The organism is Bradyrhizobium sp. 604_D8_N2_3 (assembly GCF_051810765.1).
Lineage (GTDB): Bacteria > Pseudomonadota > Alphaproteobacteria > Rhizobiales > Xanthobacteraceae > Bradyrhizobium > Bradyrhizobium barranii.
Map to the genome: position 1 here is coordinate 2,375,891 of NZ_JBPWPM010000001.1, position 17,491 is coordinate 2,393,381.

Genomic DNA, 17,491 nt, shown 5'->3' on the forward strand with positions numbered 1-17,491 from the left:
AAGACAAATAGGGCTGCTATTTATCCGCCATGGTGCGCTCCGCATCTTTCACCTGCGTGCGCAGCATCGGCAATTGCTCGCGCGCGAAGGCGGCGAGCGCAGGATTGTCGGGCGCTTTCAGATAGCGCTCGAGCAGGTTGATGGCGGAGTCATATTCGGGGATTTGCGCGGCATAGAAGCTTCTGACGTAAGTCGGTCCATCCGCATTTTCGGGCTCGACGAGGCTTGCGCTCACTGACGTCGTCTTGCCGGCGTGCGGCTCCGCACCGATCGCGTCCTGAATCTGCTTCAGGGTTTTGTCGCGCTTGCCCGCCTCCTCGGCGCGCAGGGCCGCAAGATTCTTCACCTCCGCATTGCCTTTCAGGTCGGTGCTTTCCAGCAGGCCCTGCTGGAAACGGCTGAAGCTATAGAGGCCGGTGATGACATCGGTTGCGGTCGGCACGCGGTCGCCGGCCGTTCGCTCACCCATATTGTCGGCGAACGCCGAGGTGCTGATGAAAGCCAGGATGATCGCGACGAGAATCCTCATGCATCTCCAATGACCGATGGCGTGCGAAGTTCCCCCGGCGTTACGATCCGGTAAGGGCGATTGCGGAGCGAGAGTTCCGTTCCCACATCTTCTGTATGAAACAGTCTGACATCTTCAGGGATAACGCCGACAACTGCCTTCAGCTCGCCGAGCGCGCGGAAGGGCAGCCCACCCACAAACGCTATTTGCGCATGGCGGCTGCCTGGACGGCATTGGCGAACGAGCAGGACTGGCTGGACGGTGAAATCCCGCCCGTAAAGGTCCGCGTCCTCCGAACGCAGGATGCGTGAGCGCTCTCATCTCTGTGAATCTGCGTGTGAGACCGCTCACGGAATGCAAGCAACCAATCCAGGATCATCCACGAACGGTCGATCGCGTTGATTTCGATTCCAGAAGGAGGTTTTGCGATGGCTCCACGTCTGGCTCTTCTCTCGCTCATTCTCGCCTTTGGCGTCTCGGTCGCGTTCGCGACAGTGACGACGGTGCGGCAGGTGCATCTGGAGAATGCATCGGCGGCGATCCACGCCACGCATAGTTAGCGCTGCGGGCCTCGCGCGCCGGAACATTCGTTGTGCCGGCGCGTAAGCGCTTCAGGACATCTGGAGAGGCGAGAGGACATCATGGCGCATTCCGACCACGGCATCGTCAAGGACAAGCGGGCGGAAGATCAACCGCGCGACAAGCAGCGCGCGCAAGCCGTGCACAAGACGGATTCGAAGGGCTCGCCGTCGCGCGAAGCAACGCGCGATCCCAAGCTCAACGACAACACCAAGACACCGGGCTCCGGCGTGATGCCGGACGATTCCGGCGACGCGCCGACCGGCTAGTTCTCGCGAGGAACGAATCCCTTCGCGACGAGTCGACGGATTGCTTCCGGCTGTCATGCCCCCGGTGCGCCGGAAGCAATCTCCAAGGACGGCCCTGGCACGCCACTGTGCCGGGGTCGTTTTTGCTTGGGAGAGACTCAATCCTCGGTGTCGCCCTCGGGCTTCGCCGGCGCGTGTCCTTCGGGACCGCGACCAAAGACACCAAACTCGCTTGATTTGATGCCTGCCGACGGGTCGATGCTCGTCTCGATGCCCGCGGCTGCGAGCCCGAACTTGAGAAGCTCTCGGACCGCCGCAGCGCGCGTCGGCATGCGGTGCTTGAATCGGAAATCATCGACGGCGGCCAGCTCTTCCGGCGAGAGCATAACCTGGAGGCGCTCGGCGCGAAGGTCATTCATGGTCGATCACGCAAAGTGAGTAAGTTGAGTAGTTTGCTCAACGAACGAGTTTGGCGCGAGTTCCACAAGAGTCGGAAAAATCGTCAGATTAGTAAAAATAATCAGTGAAATCAATAAGTTATTATTGAAACAACTCTGGCGGTGGCGCATTCTTTCGGAAGAGAGGGAGAACAGGCCATGACGGAGGAAGTCAGGTTACCCCGTAAGCTTTCCGAAGAGCCCGAGGCGCCCAAACCGGTGCGTCCGAGCCATCAGAAGGTCATCGAGCAAGTCGAGCGCTGGGCCAACAGCTCGGGGCTGCAACCACCGAGGACGGAAGATGCGAAGACGATCTGAGCCCCACACGTTCGAACAACGTCTCAAGGCAGAGCAGCTGCGGCTCGAGCACGAACTGTCGTGCTTGCCGGATGGACAGCAGCGCGATTCTGTTATGGCGCGCATCGATCAGCTTCAGACTGCTGCCGCGATGCATGATTTCCTGATGCTACCGGAGGCCGCGGCCGCTCGCTGATCGCCCCTGGCGACCGTGCTCCGTGTCTGATGCGACCACCAGAACATGCGCCGGAACGTTCGCTCGCAGACCCGGTTGGTTCACACGTTGGCTGAGTGGAGAATTGGGATGCTGATGCAAGACGAGTTGGACCGCAGCGAGATGGGCAGGTTGATCGGCAGCGACAAGGTCGAGGGAACATCGGTCTATGGCGCCGATCGCAACAAGATCGGTTCGATCGAACGCGTGATGATCGACAAGGTCAGCGGAAAGGTCTCCTACGTCGTGCTCGGCTTCGGCGGTTTCTTGGGCCTCGGCAACGACCACTATCCGCTGCCTTGGCAGTCGCTGAAATACGATACGGAGCTCGGCGGCTATGTCACCGGGATTACCGCCAAGACGCTCGAAGGCGCGCCGAAATACGACGAACGAAGCGACTGGAACTGGGGTGACGACGCGGCAGTCCGCGGCATCAACTCGTATTACGGCGTTCCCTTCGCGTAAGCTCCCATGGAAAGCGAGCTCCGATGAGCAAGGAACGGCCCACCGACTGGATGCCCCGGTCGAGGCGGGGCACGACACCTTTTGCTTGGCGCCACTCTACCCCACCGCTTCCTTCCGCCCCGGCCCCGCATGCACATGCACCTGTTTCGCATGCAGTGGCTCACCGCATTCCGAGCAGACCATCACGGGGTCGAACTCCTTGCCGCAAGTCTTGTGCTGGTGCAGCAGCGGGCGGCCGCGCTCGTCGCCCATGTGGGTGTCGCCCCAATGCACCATCGCCATGATGATCGGGTAGAGGTCGAGGCCCTTCTGCGTCAGGATGTATTCGTAGCGCTTGGGCGCCTCGGAATAGGGGACGCGGCGCAGGATGCCGAACCGCACCAGCTTCTTCAGACGCTCCGAGAGCAGGTGCCGCGTGATCTGGAGCGAGGACTGAAATCCCTCGAACCGGCGCACGCGTAAAAAACATTCGCGCAGGATCAGCAGCGTCCAGCGGTCGCCGACCACGGCGATGGTGCGGGAGAGCGAGCAGGGCTCTTCATCCAGCGTGTCCCACTTCATGTAGCGATCTCCGGCAAAGGGTAGTAAGTCAGAAAAAGGAACTGACTTGAATGATCAGCGCTATTCTCGCTGCAGGCTACCATTCACCCCTGTAGTTTGACAGTTCTATTTTAGAACTATAGCCTCCGGCTCAATCACATGCCGTTCCCACAGGAGGAGGTGACCTTGCCCAAGCGAAACGCGACAGCCGCCGTGATCGGGGCCGGCGATTTCATCGGCTCCGAGATCGCCAAGAAATTTGCCGCGGAAGGTTTCACGGTCTTTGCCGGGCGCCGCAACGGCGACAAGCTGGCGCCGCTGGTGAAGGACATCGAGGCCGCCGGCGGCGAGATTCACGCGCGCTCGCTCGATGCACGCAAAGAGGAGGAGGTCATCTCCTTCCTCAATGACGCCGACCAGCATGCGCCGCTCGAAGTCTGCATCTTCAACGTCGGTGCCAACGTCAATTTCCCGATCCTCGACACCACCGAGCGCGTGTTCCGGAAGGTGTGGGAGATGGCCTGCTATTCCGGCTTCCTGGCCGGCAGAGAAGCGGCGCGGCTGATGCTGCCGCGCGGTGGCGGCAACATCTTCTTCACCGGTGCGACGGCGAGCTTGCGCGGCGGCAGCGGCTTTGCTGCCTTTGCCAGCGCAAAATTCGGACTGCGCGCAGTGGCGCAGGCGATGGCGCGCGAGCTCGGGCCGAACAACATCCACGTCGCCCATCTCATCATCGATTCCGGCGTCGACACCGAGTGGGTGCGGCAGCGCCGGCTCGAAGCGCTCGGGGCGAATGCGATTGATAATCCCGATCTTCTGATGCCGCCGTCATCTGTCGCGGATGCCTATTGGCAGCTCTATCAGCAGCCGAAGAGCGCCTGGACCTTCGAGATGGAGATCCGTCCCTTCGGAGAGAAATGGTGACCGCGGAGCAAGACTGCGGCTAGACTGATCCCAATACAAACTGAAATCCGGGAGGCCCCTACGTGAAGACCGCGATCACCGAACTGTTCGGCATCGAGCACCCGATCATTCAGGGTGGCATGCATTTCGTCGGCTTTGCCGAACTCGCCGCTGCCGTCTCCAATGCCGGAGGGCTCGGCATCATCACGGGTCTCACGCAGAAGACGCCGGAATTGCTCGCGAAGGAAATCGCGCGCTGCCGCGACATGACGGACAAGCCGTTCGGCGTGAACCTCACCTTCCTGCCGACCTTCGCGGCGCCGCCTTATCCGGAATACATCGCGGCCATCGTCGAAGGCGGCATCAAGGCGGTGGAGACGGCGGGGCGCAGCCCCGAACAATACATGCCTGCGCTGAAGGCCGCCGGCATCAAGGTGATCCACAAATGCACGTCCGTGCGCCACTCCCTGAAGGCCGAGCGCATCGGCTGCGACGCCGTCAGCGTCGACGGCTTTGAGTGCGGCGGCCATCCCGGCGAGGACGACATTCCCAACATGATCCTGCTGCCGCGCGCGGCGGAGGAATTGAAGATCCCGTTCGTCGCCTCCGGCGGGATGGCGGACGGGCGCAGCCTCGTCGCAGCGCTGTCGCTGGGTGCGGCCGGCATGAACATGGGCACGCGCTTCATCGCCACCAGGGAAGCACCGGTGCATCAGAACGTGAAGAACGCGCTTGTTGCGGCAACCGAGCTCGACACCCGCCTGATCATGCGCGCTCTGCGCAACACCGAGCGCGTGCTCAAGAACGCCAACGTCGATCGTCTGCTCGAGATCGAGCGCGAGAAGGGCGCCAAGCTGAGCATCGACGACATCCACGACCAGGTCGCGGGCGTCTATCCGAAGATCATGCTGGACGGCCAGATGGACGCGGGTGCCTGGAGCTGCGGCATGGTCGCAGGGCTGATCCACGACATCCCCTCCTGCAAGGAGCTCGTCGATCGCATCATGGATGAGGCGGAAGAGATCATCCGCAGCCGCCTGATGGGGTTCCTGGACGGGACGGGTGCGGCGCGAAAGGTCGCCTGACACCGCCAAACTTCTTAACCACGGCGGCACTTGGCCGCTGGAATTGCGCGTGACGCCTCCTAAATAGAGGTAAATTACCCCTTGAAATAAGTGATTTCAGGAGGCGTCCGTGGTCCTGAAGAGCGTTTCTTTTGCAGTTGCCGTTGCCCTCGTGCTCGCATGGGGCGGCATTGCGCGCGCTGACGACTACAAGCCCGACGAATATCTCGGTCTCGATCTCTCCAAGGCGGTGCTGTCGCCGAAGCGGCTTGGGCCCGAGACGCAGTTCGCCCCGGTCGCGTTGGAGGCGAAGGGTGGCAACGAGGCGCAGGCGCGCGGCGAACCCATCGACGTGCCGAAGAAAGTTGCCGCCGAGCGCGTGCACGTGACCGGGCCGAAGGTTGTTCATGCCAGGAGCGCCCTGCCGCGCGGCGCAGCGCGCACCAAGCTTGCACATCGTCGCGGCAATCCGCTGGACGCGCAGGCGATGGACACCCGCATCCAGACCTGGCCGTGCCGCACCGGCGGCATCTGCAACTGGAAGCACTAGCCGGATCTCTCGCGTCATCCGGGCGTCGCAAAACCGTAGGCGCGGAGTCAAGAAACCGTCAGGATAGGAGTCAAGGAGCGCAGGCACCTTCCGTCGTGATTCGACGAAGGTTTCCTGAATGGCAACGCTCCGCGCCTCGCGCGCATGGACCCGGCGGCAGTTCCTGGTCCGCTCGACTTCAAGCCTCGCCGTTGCCGCGCTCGGCACACTCGCAAAGCCATCCATCAGCCGCGCCGCCGATCGCCCGCAGATCGCGGGTGGCATTCAGTCCGGCGATGTCTCGGATGGCTCCGCCGTGATCTGGGCGCGCGCCGACCGGCCCGCGCGGATGCAGGTGGAATGCGCGACCGTCGAGAGTTTCAAGACGATCATGGCGTCAGCTTCGCGCGACGCGCTGCCCGATGCCGACTTCACCGCAAAACTGCTGCTGAACGATCTGCCGTCCGGGCAGGACATCTTCTATCGCGTGCGCTTCGACGACATCGCCACCGGCATTGCCGGCGAAAGCCGCGTCGGCCATTTCCGCACAGCGCCGGCCGCAGGGCAATCGATCTCGTTCGTGTGGTCAGGCGACGTCGCGGGGCAGGGCTGGGGCATCGACATCTCGCGCGGCGGCTATCGCAGCTATCGCACCATGCTCGACAATCGCCCGGACTTCTTCATCCACTCCGGCGATCACATCTACGCCGACTGCACGATTCCCTCTGAGCAGAAGCTGCCGAACGGCGAGACCTGGCGCAATCTGGTGACCGAGGAAAAAGCCGAGGCCGCGCACACGCTGGCGCAATTCCGCGGCAACTACAAATACAACCATCTCGACGAGCATTTTCGCGCGTTCCATGCGGAGGTGCCGATGTTCGCACAGTGGGACGACCACGAGGTCACCAACGACTGGTCGCCGACCGGCAGCTATGACGACGCCGGCTATGAGGACGACGGCACGCCGCGCCTGGTCGCGCGCGCCCGCCGTGCCTTCTTCGATTTCATGCCGATCCGCGACGTCGGCGCGCGACAGGGCCGCGTCTATCGCAAGATCGCTTACGGTCCGCTGCTCGACGTCTTCATGATCGACATGCGCAGCTACCGTGACGACAGTTGGAACAAGGGCGAGGACCATCGCGGCTGGATTCTCGGTGCCGAGCAGCTCGCCTGGCTGAAGCGGGAGCTTGCCGCTTCGCGTGCGACCTGGAAGGTGATCGCGGCCGACCTGCCGATCGGCCTCGTCAGTCTCGATGCCGTCGCGCTCGGCAATGGAGCGCCCGATCGGCGTGAGCATGAAATTGCCGACCTCCTCAGCTCCATCAAGCGCGCCGGCATCCGCAACATCGTCTGGCTCACCGCCGACATGCACTACACCGCCGCGCATTATTACGATCCGAACAAGGCGCAATTCCAGGATTTTGAGCCGTTCTGGGAGTTCGTCTCCGGCCCGCTCCATGCCGGCACCTGGGGTCCGGGCGAGCTCGACAATACGTTTGGCCCGGTCGCGATGTACCAGAACGGCTGCAGCGAGGCGCAGGGGGAGAACCTCGCGCCGTGCTTCGGCCTGCAGTTCTTCGGCAGGGTCGATATCGACGGTGCGAGCGGCGTGATGACCGTGACCTTGAAAGACGTCGACAACCGCGACCTCTGGTCGGTCGACATCGTGCCGCAGCCGCAGGCGCGCCCGGCCGTGGTCGCGCAGCATTCGTGAGTGGGCAACTCTCTCCGTCGTCATGGCCGGGCTTGACCCGGCCATCCACGCCCTGCTGCTCGGCCCTGAGAACGTCGATGCCCGGGCATAGGCGAGCGGAAGCGACGCCGTCCTTCGGACGGCTATGCCCGGGCATGACGGTGGGGACGGATCGCGCATCCCAGCACTAACCCGATCTTGATTGGCCGCCTCGCGTCTCCTGCGCTATAGTCTCCATTCCCGCCACTTCTTTTCCATCACCGAAGAGTCTGCCCTTGCGGCCCCACCGCGTGTTCGGCGGCTGAAATACGTCAGGAGTTAGCTCATGGATCATCTGAAGACACAGGGCATCAGCATGCCCAAGCTCGGCCTCGGCACTTTCCGCATGCAGGGCGATGCCTGCCGCGCGGCGGTGGAGAGCGCGCTGTCGATCGGCTATCGCCACATCGACACCGCCGAGATGTACGCCAATGAAGAGCCGATCGGTGCCGCGCTCGCCGCGGCCCGGCTGCCGCGCGGCGAGCTGCATGTCACGACCAAGGTCTGGCACGAGAATCTCAGCCCCGATGCGATCCGCCGCGCCTTCGACGCCAGCCTGACCAAGCTCCGGCTCGACCATGTCGATCTCTACCTCGTGCACTGGCCGTCGAAATCCGCGAACTGGGGCGCGGTGTTCGAGACCCTGATGAAGCTGAAGGAGGAAGGGCGTACGCGGGCGATCGGCGTTGCCAATTTCACCACGGCGCTGCTCAAGATCGCGGTCGAGGACATCAAGGCGCCGATCGCCTGCAACCAGATCGAATATCACGCCATGCTCGATCAATCGAAGGTGCTGGCCTATCTCAACGCCAAATCGATCCCGCTGGTCGCCTATTGCCCGCTCGCGCAAGGACGCATCGCGTCAGATCCGGCGTTGGCCGAGATCGGCGCCAGGCACAACGCGACCGCCGCGCAGGTCGCGCTGAAGTGGCTGCTCGACCAGAACGGTGTCGCTGCGATCCCGAAGGCCTCGCGCCGCGAGAGCCAGCAGGCCAATCTCGATGCGCTGAAGATCACGCTCGACGATGCCGACCGCAAGAAGATCGCGGCGTTGCCCAAGGACAGGCGTTGCGTCAATCCAGGCTTTGCGCCGGTGTGGGATTAAAACTCGACGCTGAACGCACCGCCCTTACCCTCTCCCCTTGCGGGAGAGGGTGGCTCGCCGCGTAGCGGCGAGACGGGTGAGGGGTCTCCATCCGCGAGTCCAATTCTCATTGAATGCGCTGAAGCAACCCCTCATCCGGCGCTTCGCGCCACCTTCTCCCACAAGGGGAGAAGGAAGAAAGAGCGCAAAGAAATGGCCCCGCGAGGGGCCATTTCCATGATGTGTTACGCATCAATCCCAATGGTGACGGTGACCGCGCTTGACCACGACGACCCGGTCGTGATGGTGCCAGCCGCGATGCCAGCCGTGGTCGCGATGCTCGCGCATTTCGGCGCGGGCGCCGTAGCCATGATGGTAGCCGTTCTTGATCACCACCGTTTCGGCATTCGCCATCGTCGGTGCAACGATCGCGAGCGCGCCGAGAGCCGCAACCACATAACCAAGCTTCTTCAAGATGTCCTCCTCCAATGCAATGCACATGAGAACGGCGCATGTGTGCGAACGTTCCGGAGGAACTGGAAGAGAATTCTGAATGGATGTTCAGACAGAGCACGATTCGGAGTGCGAAGCGGCTTTCCGAGCGATCATGCTCAAACGTGATGCTCAATCGCAGCGTTGCTGTGAAGGTGTCGGCGCGCCTGTCGCGACGTATTTGCCGTCCCTGATCGTGTACACACCGCGCTCGCTGCGATTGTAGATCGCGCGCAGGCTGCCATCCTTCGCCAGCAGCAGCCCGAATTCACGCGCCTGGTGCAGCGAGGGGAAGTAAACCATCACATTGAGCAGGCCCTCGGCTTCGACCGTGGCGGACACCACTTCGTTCTCGTCCCTGGCCTCGCCGAAATCGCGCCGGTACATCACCCGGCCGTCCTTCCTGATCTCGTAAGTCAACAGCGAGCCCTTGTCGCGGTCCGGCCGGGCCGCGCAATCGACTGCCCACGAGCCCAGCAGGCCCCATTGCTCGACCGTCGCCGCAAGCGTCTCGGCGCCGGCCGCTGGCGTGAACGCAATCCACAGCATCGCCGCCGCGATCCAGCAGCCCAGACAACGCGTCATGTCCTGAAAAACCCCGCCTCGAACAAGTCCAAGTGTAGCATCCCGCGCGCGATCGTCCACGCGAGCTGGCAATCGCGCGCGAATTTGATCCGCGTCAATGAGGCCGGTCGTATCAAGGGTAGGATGGCGCTCCCGAAGGCGAAGTTGGTGAGACCGATGCTGAATCAAGTCGTGGATTTCGCGGGCGAGGTACTGCCGGGGAGCTGTGCCGTGCCGCCTTATTCCGAGACCGCGTTCCTGGCCGAGCTGGGCGAGCGCTTGAGGTCCTCGCGCGCGCGGTGCGAGATGTCGCGCCGGGAGCTGGCCCGCCGCTCCGGGATTTCCGAGCGCTACATCGCCCAGATCGAGGCCGGCAAGGGCAACGTCTCGATCGTGCTGCTGCTGCGGCTGGCCTCCGCGATCCACGGCAGCCAGCCTCAGGTGGCCTAGAGCGAGCCTTAGGCGCGCTTCTCCACGTTGGCGCTGCGGGCCGGCACGCCGAACTCCTTGCGGCAGACCTCGGCCAGCACGGCGACGCCCTCACGGATCTGCTGATGCGAGGGGCTCGCAAAGCACAGCCTGAGCCGCGAGGAGGAATGGGGCTTGTTGGTCGACCATTCCGGCCCCGGATTGATCGAGACTCCGGCGGCGAGCGCGGCCTGATAGAGTTTCAGCGTATCGACCTGGTCGGGCAGCTTGACCCACAGGAAGATGCCGCCCTTGGGCTCCTCGAACTCGGCCGCCGTCCCGAACTGCTCGTTCAGCGCCTCCATCAGCGTATCGAGCTTGGTGCGCAGCGCCTTCGTCAGTGCCGGTACGTGGGTCGAAAAGTGCGGCTTGCAATAGGCGGCCAGCACCATCTGCTCCAGCGCGCCTGAGCCTGCATCCGTCTTCAGCGCCAGCATCCGCGACATCACATCCCAGGGCGCGACGATGAAGCCGACGCGCAGCGCCGGTGCGATCGATTTCGAGAACGAGCCGATATGGATCACGCCGCCGTTCGGGCTCATCGCGTGGATCGCCGGCGGTCGCTGTCCCGACCAGACGAGATCGGCGTAGCAATCGTCCTCGAAGATGGGCACGCCATATTCGGCCGCGAGCCGTACCAGTTCAGCGCGGCGGCTCTCCGGCATGATGCTGCCGGTGGGATTCTGCACGGTCGGGATGGTGTAAATGTACTTGGGCCGGATGCCGCGGCTCTTCAAATCGGCCAGCGTCGAGGCCAGCACATCCATACGCATGCCGTCCTTGTCGAGGGGGATGCCGACGACGTTGACCCCGAGCCGCGCCAGGCGGATCAACGAGCCCTGATAGCTGTCCTGCTCGAAGATCACGGTATCGCCGCGTGTCAGCAGCGTTGCGTTGACGAGGTCGAGCGCCTGGAGCGAGCCGGAGACGATCAGGAGGTCGTCGACGGTGCAGTTGATGCCGGCGTCGCGCTTCAGTTTTGTCACCAGGAATTCGCGCAAGGGCAAATAGCCCTGCGGCCCGTGCGCCAGGCCGTAGGTCGCGAGCGAGCGGCCTTCCTTTTGCAAGGCGGAATTGGTCGCCTCGATCAGGCCGTCGAGCGGCAACTGCTCGGAGTCGTTGTTGCCACCGACAAAACTGTACTTGGCGAGGCCCGTCCAGCGCGCGGAAGGGGCCGGCAGCCCTGCGGGAAACAGGGGCGCGAAATCGAAGCTGGACGTCATGGGAGCGTTCCTCGTTTTGTTCTTGTTGAGCGACCGGCCTTGCGCCGGCGTGCCTTACTTCTTGCCGGCCGTCCTCGTCGGACGGCCTCTACTTCTTTGTGGCCGTCCGGGTCGGACGGCCCTGGCTGATGAAAGCGTAATGCGCATTGGCGACGCCGCCAACCATCAAGGCCTCGACCACGGGCTCGGCGATCTCGCCTGTTGCGGCCCAGTCGACAAGGAAATTGGCCCCGGTCCCCCCGCGCACATCGTCGGTCGGAATGAAGATCGAGACGGTGGCCAGAGGCTTCAGCGCCACCTGGCCCTTCAGGTAGGTCTCGACCTGCTTGCCTGCGGTGTCGAAATAGGCGATGCGTTTGACGATCAGCGGCTGGGTCTCGGAGGCGTTGTGAACGCTCAGCGTCACCGAGAAGTCGACACGTAGTTTGCCCTGGCTCATCGCAACGCTGGAATAGGCGGGCACATAGAACCCGCCGGAGACGGCGAGTTCCTCCTTCGGCAGTGTGGTGAGCGAATCGGCAAAGTTTTGTTCGATATTGACCTTGGATTGCGCGGCTGCGGGCGCGGCAGAGGCGAGGGGACATAGCAGCATTGCTGCGAAAAGCCCTGCTCGCATGTGACGAATTGCTCGCTTGCCGCGCCGCAACCTGGCCCTAGGGTGCGGCAAAACGGACCAATTTGGTATGCACGAACTCATTCGCGACATCACTCTCTGTATTCTGTTTGCCTGGATGCTGGGCCTGCTCGCCCATTTCTCCCGGCAGCCGCTGATCCTGGCCTACCTTATCGCCGGCTTCTGCATAGGTCCATTCGGTGCCGGCTGGGTCAAATCGCAGGAATCGATCAGCGTCATCTCCGAGCTCGGCCTGATCTTCATGCTGTTCATGATCGGGCTCGAGATCGACCTGAAGAAAATCGTGCGGGCGGGAAAGGTGATCCTGTTCGCGGCGGGCGGCCAGCTCATCGGCGGCTGCCTGCTCGGGGTGCTGTTCTTCGTCGGCATCGGCTTGTCGCTCGGCGGTGGGCATTTCGATGCGGTCTATCTCTGCGTCGCCTGCGCGCTGTCGAGCACCGTGATCATCGTCAAGGTGCTCTACGAGAAGCGCGAGCTCGACACGCTGCCCGGCCGCATCACGCTCGGTGTGCTGGTGCTCCAGGACATCTTCGCCATCCTGTTCCTGGCGGTGCAGCCGAGCCTCGCCAATCTCGAGGTCAGCGTCATCCTGCTGTCGATCGGCCGTGTCGCGGTGCTGGTCGCTGCCGCACTGCTGGTCAGCCGCTATGTGCTGCCGCGCCTATTCCATCAGATTGCCCGTCGCCCCGAGTTGATCCTGCTTGGCGCGCTCGCCTGGTGCTTCCTCGTCGCCGAGACCGCGGAGCGGCTCTCACTGTCGCGCGAGATGGGTGCGCTGATCGCCGGCGTCTCGCTGTCGACCTTCCCTTACGCCCTCGACGTCACCGCCAAGGTCACCACGCTCCGCGACTTCTTCATCACGCTGTTCTTTGTCGCGCTCGGCATGACCATTCCCGTGCCGGGCCTCTCCGTGATCGGGCTTGCCTTGATGATCGCGGCGTTCACGGTGGTGAGCCGCCTCGTCACCACCTTCGCCCCGCTCTACCTGATGAAGCAGGGCCTGCGCGCCAGCCTGTTGCCGGCCCTTAACCTCGCGCAGATCTCCGAGTTCTCGCTGGTGGTGATCCAGACCGGCGTCGCCGACCATCATATCGCGGCCGAAACGGCGAATGCGGCCTCCTTTGCCTTCGTGGTGCTGGCGGTGCTCTCGACCTTCGTGATGACCCGCAGCGACGAGATCACCCGCTGGGCGATCGGCCCCCTGAAGCGGATCGGCCTGCGCGACCTCGACCATGGCAACGGCCACGCCGAGGAGGGGCACGAGGGCGGCCACGGCGAGGCCCGCCGCATCGTCATCCTCGGCTTTTTCCGTGCGGCGAGCGCGCTGCTGGCCGAGATCGAACGGCAGGCGCCGGTGCTGCTCGAGCAGATCACCGTGATCGACTTCAATCCCAATGTGTACAAGACGCTGCTGTCGCGCGGCCTGCACGTGATCTATGGTGACATCAGCAGCGCCGACACGCTGCTCCATGCCGGCGTCGGCAAGTCCGAGATGATCATCCTCAGCGTGCCGGACGCCCTTCTCAAGGGCGCCAGCAACGAGAAGCTGGTCCGCCACGTCCGTACCCTCAACCCGACCGCCATGATCGTGGCCACGGCCGATCTTTTGTCGGATGTGAGCGAGCTCTACGCGGCCGGCGCCAGCTACGTCACGGTGACCCGGCTCAGCGACGCTCATGAGCTGTTTACCGTGATCGAAGCGGCCCAGGCTGGCCTGCTGGCCGACAAGCGGGCCGAGCTCGATGTCCGGCTCGGCGAGCGGCGCGAAGTGCTGCCCTGAAGGCGGCGCGGCCGCTTTCCGTCCGGGCCGTGTGCGCCTATATCCCTGGTATCTTCGGTGCAAGCCTTAGACCCGCGGGCCGGCCCGCCATCAGGCATATGCGGTTGCGTCCAGGACACTAGCGCTTGGGGCCAAGTCCGGCTAAGGCGTCCGGCGAAGCCTCCCGGCCATAACCGATAGAGATTGGGAAATGCCCGATAACGTTCAGGAAGTCTTGCAGGCCTTTGCCCGGGGTGAGCTCGTGGTCGTCACCGACGACGAGGACCGCGAGGGCGAGGGCGATCTGATCGTCGCCGCCTCGCTCTGTACCGCCGAGAAGATGGCGTTCATCATCCGCCATACCTCCGGCATCGTCTGCGCGCCGGTGACCACCGAGGACGCGCGCCGCCTCCGGCTCGATCCGATGGTGGCCCACAACGATTCCGCGCACACCACCGCATTCACGGTCTCGATCGACTACAAGCCCGACGGCGGCACCGGCATCTCGGCCGAAGAGCGCGCCTCGTGCTGCCGCGCGCTGTCCAATCCCAATGTCGGCGCCAACGATTTTGCCCGCCCGGGCCACATCTTCCCGCTGATTGCCAAGGACGGCGGCGTGCTCTTGCGCTCCGGCCATACCGAGGCCGCGGTCGACCTGTGCAAGCTCTCCGGCCTGCCGCCGGTCGGCGTCATCAGCGAACTCATGAACGACGACGGCAGCGTGATGAAGGGCGAGCAGGTCGCCCGCTTTGCGGCCCAGCACAAGCTCAAGCATGTCACCATCGCCGACATGATCGCCTACCGCCAGGTGCGCGAGAAGCTGATCGAGCGGGTCTCGACCTTCGTCACCGACAGCCCGATCGGGCCGCTTCAGGGCTATGCCTACCGCTCGCCGTTCGATTCCATCGCCCACGTCGCGTTCGTCTATAACGGCGTCGGCGACGGCAAGAACGTGCTGACGCGCTTCCACAAGCCCAACATCGTCAAGGACATCTTCACCGGCCATAAGCGCATGGCGGCAGTGCTCGAGCACTTCAAGAAGTCCGGCCGTGGCGTCTTGGTTTACCTGCGTGACGGAGCCGCCGGTGTCCCCGTTGCCCCGCTACCCGATGAGAGCGCGAGCGAGGCGGACCGCAACCGCCAGTGGCGCGAGGTCGGTGTCGGCGCGCAGATCCTGCGCGATCTCGGCGTCACCTCGATCCGCCACCTCACCTCGTCGGTGCACGACTACAAGGGCCTGTCAGGCTTCGGCATCGAGATCGTTGCCAACGAGCAGCTTGAAAGCTAGCGCTGTCATTCCGGGGGCGCGCGCTGCGCATCCCCGGGGTCCACGCAGAGCCATCCATCTGCAACGCAATTGCACTTGTTGCCGCGGCGCTTTACTTTGTCGGGCAAATTTTGACGGAACCAGACGAAAGGACGTTTCATGAGCGTGCGCCCTCAGACCAAGGACAAGCCGGCTGCGGCTTCTTTCCAATGGGACGATCCGTTCCTGCTCGACGAGCAGCTCACCGAAGACGAGCGGATGGTGCGCGACACCGCGCGCGCCTATGCTCAGGACAAGCTGCTGCCGCGCGTCACCAAGGCGTATCTCGAGGAGAAGACCGACCGCGAGATCTTCAACGAGATGGGCGAGCTCGGCCTGATCGGCATTACGCTGCCTGAGGAATATGGCTGTGCCAATGCGAGCTACGTCGCCTACGGCCTCGTCGCGCGCGAGATCGAGCGGGTCGATTCCGGCTATCGTTCGATGAACTCGGTGCAGTCCTCGCTGGTGATGTACCCGATCTACGCCTATGGCGACGAGAACCAGCGCAAGAAGTACCTGCCGAAGCTCGCCAGCGGCGAGTGGGTCGGCTGCTTCGGTCTCACCGAGCCCGACGCCGGCTCCGATCCGGCCGGCATGAAGACCCGCGCCGAGAAGGTCTCGGATGGCTATCGCCTGACCGGCAGCAAGATGTGGATCTCGAACGCGCCGATCGCCGACGTGTTCGTGGTCTGGGCCAAGTCGGCCGAGCACGACAACCAGATCCGCGGCTTCGTGCTGGAAAAGGGCATGAAGGGCCTCTCCGCGCCGAAGATCGGCGGCAAGCTGTCCCTGCGCGCCTCGATCACCGGTGAGGTCGTGATGGACGGCGTCGTGGTTCCCGAGGACGCGCTGCTGCCCAACGTGTCCGGCCTCAAGGGCCCGTTCGGCTGCCTCAACCGCGCCCGCTACGGCATCTCCTGGGGCGCGCTCGGCGCCGCCGAGGACTGCATGCACCGCGCCCGCCAGTACACGCTCGACCGCAAGCAGTTCGGCAAGCCGCTCGCCGCGACCCAGCTCGTGCAGAAGAAGCTGGCGGACATGGAAACCGAGATCGCGCTGGGCCTCCAGGGTTCGCTTCGCGTCGGCCGTCTGATGGACGAGGGCAAGTTTGCCCCCGAGATGATCTCGATCATGAAGCGCAACAATTGCGGCAAGGCCCTCGATATCGCCCGCGTCGCGCGAGACATGCACGGTGGCAACGGCATCTCGGCCGAGTACCACGTGATGCGCCACGTCCATAACCTCGAGACCGTCAACACCTACGAGGGGACTCACGACGTCCACGCCCTGATCCTGGGACGTGCGATCACGGGCATCCAGGCGTTTTTCTAGTCGCAGCGTTCTTCGGCCGCGGCTAGTTTGCTCCGCTGTCATCGCCCGCGAAGGCGGGCGATCCAGTATCCCAGAGACCTCGCCTTCGCCTCAGGCGCCGCGGCGTACTGGATACCCCGCTTTCGCGGGGTATGACGGCGAGGGTTGGGGCTGCAGTGCACAGGAAGTCCCATGTCCGACAACGACGACATCCCGTTCAACCGCAACTTTCCGCTCAGGGCCGGTGTCGTCGAGGAAGTCCGTCCCGGCGTGCGGCGCGTGCTCTGTAACAATCCGAGCCCGTTCACCTTCACCGGCACGGTCAGCTACATCGTAGGCCAAGGCAACGTCGCGATCATCGATCCCGGTCCGAACGACGAGGCGCACGCGGCGGCGCTGCTCGATGCCGTCAGGGGCGAGACGGTGAGCCATATCTTCGTCACCCACACCCATCGCGACCATTCGCCGAACACCGCGCGGATCAAGCAGGCGACCGGCGCGCCCGTCTATGCCGAGGGCCCGCACCGTGCCTCGCGCCCGCGCTTCGAGAGCGAGAAGCACAATCCGGAGTCCGGCGCCGACCGCGATTTCGCGCCCGATATCAGGATCGCCCATGGCGACGTCGTCGAGGGTGCCGGCTGGCGTCTGGAGGCCGTGGCGACGCCCGGCCACACCGCCAATCATCTCGCCTTCGCCTGGCCCGAACGGAAATTCAACTTCGTCGGCGATCACGTGATGGGCTGGTCGACGTCGATCGTGGCGCCACCCGACGGCTCGATGATCGACTACATGGAGTCGCTCGACCGCCTCGCCGCGCGCGAGGAGGATCTGTATTTCTCCGGCCACGGCCCGGAGATCCCGGACGGCCAGCGCTTCGTGCGCTTCCTGATCCGCCACCGCAAGGCGCGCGAAGCCTCGATCCTGCACCGCCTGGCCAAGGGCGAGGCCGATATCCCGACCATGGTGCGCGCGATCTATATCGGCATCGATCCCAGGCTGACGACGGCCGCCGGCTATTCGGTCCTGGCGCATCTGGAAGATCTGGTCGCGCGCGGCGTGGTGGCGACGGATGGCGATCCCGTGATCGGCGGTACGTATCGAATGGCGGGGGCCTAGCTTCTCGTCATTCCG

The 17,491-nt window shown here is 63.9% G+C and carries 22 protein-coding genes; 15 read left to right on the forward strand and 7 right to left on the reverse strand.

Annotated elements, in window-relative coordinates:
* Positions 1-16: 16 nt before the first annotated feature.
* Positions 17-529 carry a DUF4142 domain-containing protein gene (locus tag AB7245_RS11140; protein ID WP_085401311.1) on the reverse strand — a complete coding sequence of 171 codons (513 nt, stop codon included), beginning with the start codon at positions 527-529 and terminating at the stop codon, positions 17-19.
* A gap of 95 nt (positions 530-624) precedes the next feature.
* Here AB7245_RS11140 and AB7245_RS11145 point away from each other — a divergent pair, with 95 nt between their 5' ends.
* The 3 genes from AB7245_RS11145 to AB7245_RS11155 all read left to right on the forward strand — a co-directional run bounded on the left by AB7245_RS11145 (position 625) and on the right by AB7245_RS11155 (position 1,356).
* Positions 625-819, forward strand: a complete 195-nt coding sequence (locus AB7245_RS11145; RefSeq protein WP_085401310.1) for a hypothetical protein — start codon at positions 625-627, stop codon at positions 817-819.
* A 117-nt stretch (positions 820-936) separates the two neighbouring features.
* The gene (locus tag AB7245_RS11150) at positions 937-1,068 is read left to right on the forward strand and encodes a hypothetical protein (protein ID WP_256376429.1); all 132 of its coding nucleotides are present in this window, start codon (positions 937-939) and stop codon (positions 1,066-1,068) included.
* An 81-nt stretch (positions 1,069-1,149) separates the two neighbouring features.
* On the forward strand, positions 1,150-1,356 hold the full coding sequence (locus AB7245_RS11155; RefSeq protein ID WP_028148231.1) for a hypothetical protein: 207 nt from the start codon (positions 1,150-1,152) through the stop codon (positions 1,354-1,356).
* A 137-nt stretch (positions 1,357-1,493) separates the two neighbouring features.
* On the opposite strand, the gene AB7245_RS11160 is transcribed toward AB7245_RS11155, so the two are convergent.
* The gene (locus AB7245_RS11160) at positions 1,494-1,754 is read right to left on the reverse strand and encodes a hypothetical protein (RefSeq protein ID WP_028148230.1); all 261 of its coding nucleotides are present in this window, start codon (positions 1,752-1,754) and stop codon (positions 1,494-1,496) included.
* Between the two features lie 177 nt (positions 1,755-1,931).
* Between AB7245_RS11160 and AB7245_RS11165 the strand changes: the two genes are divergently transcribed.
* Together AB7245_RS11165 and AB7245_RS11170 are read left to right on the forward strand one after the other, a co-directional pair.
* Positions 1,932-2,090 carry a hypothetical protein gene (locus tag AB7245_RS11165; protein WP_166350489.1) on the forward strand — a complete coding sequence of 53 codons (159 nt, stop codon included), beginning with the start codon at positions 1,932-1,934 and terminating at the stop codon, positions 2,088-2,090.
* A gap of 283 nt (positions 2,091-2,373) precedes the next feature.
* The gene (locus AB7245_RS11170; protein WP_085401308.1) at positions 2,374-2,748 is read left to right on the forward strand and encodes a PRC-barrel domain-containing protein; all 375 of its coding nucleotides are present in this window, start codon (positions 2,374-2,376) and stop codon (positions 2,746-2,748) included.
* Positions 2,749-2,844: 96 nt separating this feature from the next.
* On the opposite strand, the gene AB7245_RS11175 is transcribed toward AB7245_RS11170, so the two are convergent.
* A complete protein-coding gene (locus AB7245_RS11175) occupies positions 2,845-3,309 on the reverse strand; it encodes a winged helix-turn-helix transcriptional regulator (protein ID WP_085401307.1) in 465 nt (154 codons plus the stop codon).
* A 165-nt stretch (positions 3,310-3,474) separates the two neighbouring features.
* On the opposite strand from AB7245_RS11175, the gene AB7245_RS11180 reads away from it, so the two are divergent.
* The 5 genes from AB7245_RS11180 to AB7245_RS11200 all read left to right on the forward strand — a co-directional run bounded on the left by AB7245_RS11180 (position 3,475) and on the right by AB7245_RS11200 (position 8,621).
* On the forward strand, positions 3,475-4,212 hold the full coding sequence (locus AB7245_RS11180; RefSeq protein ID WP_085401331.1) for an SDR family oxidoreductase: 738 nt from the start codon (positions 3,475-3,477) through the stop codon (positions 4,210-4,212).
* A 62-nt stretch (positions 4,213-4,274) separates the two neighbouring features.
* Positions 4,275-5,276, forward strand: coding sequence for an NAD(P)H-dependent flavin oxidoreductase (locus AB7245_RS11185; protein ID WP_085401306.1), 1,002 nt, complete (start codon positions 4,275-4,277; stop codon positions 5,274-5,276).
* A 109-nt stretch (positions 5,277-5,385) separates the two neighbouring features.
* Entirely contained in the window at positions 5,386-5,805 is a 420-nt protein-coding gene (locus AB7245_RS11190) for a hypothetical protein (protein WP_439034236.1), read from the forward strand.
* 118 nt (positions 5,806-5,923) lie between these two features.
* The gene (locus AB7245_RS11195) at positions 5,924-7,498 is read left to right on the forward strand and encodes an alkaline phosphatase D family protein (RefSeq protein ID WP_085401304.1); all 1,575 of its coding nucleotides are present in this window, start codon (positions 5,924-5,926) and stop codon (positions 7,496-7,498) included.
* A 304-nt stretch (positions 7,499-7,802) separates the two neighbouring features.
* Entirely contained in the window at positions 7,803-8,621 is an 819-nt protein-coding gene (locus tag AB7245_RS11200; RefSeq protein WP_085401303.1) for an aldo/keto reductase, read from the forward strand.
* A 231-nt stretch (positions 8,622-8,852) separates the two neighbouring features.
* Here the strand turns inward: AB7245_RS11200 and AB7245_RS11205 are convergent, their stop codons facing one another.
* Both AB7245_RS11205 and AB7245_RS11210 read right to left on the reverse strand, forming a co-directional pair.
* Positions 8,853-9,074, reverse strand: a complete 222-nt coding sequence (locus tag AB7245_RS11205; protein WP_071917652.1) for a hypothetical protein — start codon at positions 9,072-9,074, stop codon at positions 8,853-8,855.
* A gap of 150 nt (positions 9,075-9,224) precedes the next feature.
* A complete protein-coding gene (locus tag AB7245_RS11210) occupies positions 9,225-9,677 on the reverse strand; it encodes a hypothetical protein (protein WP_085401302.1) in 453 nt (150 codons plus the stop codon).
* A gap of 156 nt (positions 9,678-9,833) precedes the next feature.
* Here AB7245_RS11210 and AB7245_RS11215 point away from each other — a divergent pair, with 156 nt between their 5' ends.
* Positions 9,834-10,106, forward strand: a complete 273-nt coding sequence (locus tag AB7245_RS11215; RefSeq protein WP_135216540.1) for a helix-turn-helix domain-containing protein — start codon at positions 9,834-9,836, stop codon at positions 10,104-10,106.
* An 8-nt stretch (positions 10,107-10,114) separates the two neighbouring features.
* Here AB7245_RS11215 and AB7245_RS11220 read toward each other — a convergent pair whose 3' ends face one another.
* Both AB7245_RS11220 and AB7245_RS11225 read right to left on the reverse strand, forming a co-directional pair.
* A complete protein-coding gene (locus AB7245_RS11220; RefSeq protein WP_439034237.1) occupies positions 10,115-11,347 on the reverse strand; it encodes a PLP-dependent aminotransferase family protein in 1,233 nt (410 codons plus the stop codon).
* A gap of 88 nt (positions 11,348-11,435) precedes the next feature.
* The gene (locus tag AB7245_RS11225) at positions 11,436-11,963 is read right to left on the reverse strand and encodes a DUF3124 domain-containing protein (protein ID WP_085401301.1); all 528 of its coding nucleotides are present in this window, start codon (positions 11,961-11,963) and stop codon (positions 11,436-11,438) included.
* A gap of 67 nt (positions 11,964-12,030) precedes the next feature.
* Between AB7245_RS11225 and AB7245_RS11230 the strand changes: the two genes are divergently transcribed.
* From AB7245_RS11230 to AB7245_RS11245, 4 genes are all read left to right on the forward strand, one after another.
* Entirely contained in the window at positions 12,031-13,761 is a 1,731-nt protein-coding gene (locus tag AB7245_RS11230) for a cation:proton antiporter (protein WP_085401300.1), read from the forward strand.
* Between the two features lie 190 nt (positions 13,762-13,951).
* On the forward strand, positions 13,952-15,028 hold the full coding sequence (gene ribB / locus AB7245_RS11235; protein WP_028148219.1) for a 3,4-dihydroxy-2-butanone-4-phosphate synthase: 1,077 nt from the start codon (positions 13,952-13,954) through the stop codon (positions 15,026-15,028).
* Positions 15,029-15,166: 138 nt separating this feature from the next.
* Positions 15,167-16,381, forward strand: coding sequence for an acyl-CoA dehydrogenase (locus AB7245_RS11240; protein ID WP_028148218.1), 1,215 nt, complete (start codon positions 15,167-15,169; stop codon positions 16,379-16,381).
* A gap of 171 nt (positions 16,382-16,552) precedes the next feature.
* Positions 16,553-17,476 (forward strand): MBL fold metallo-hydrolase, encoded by a 924-nt coding sequence (locus AB7245_RS11245; protein ID WP_167768286.1) that lies wholly within the window; start codon positions 16,553-16,555, stop codon positions 17,474-17,476.
* Positions 17,477-17,491 lie beyond the last annotated feature (15 nt).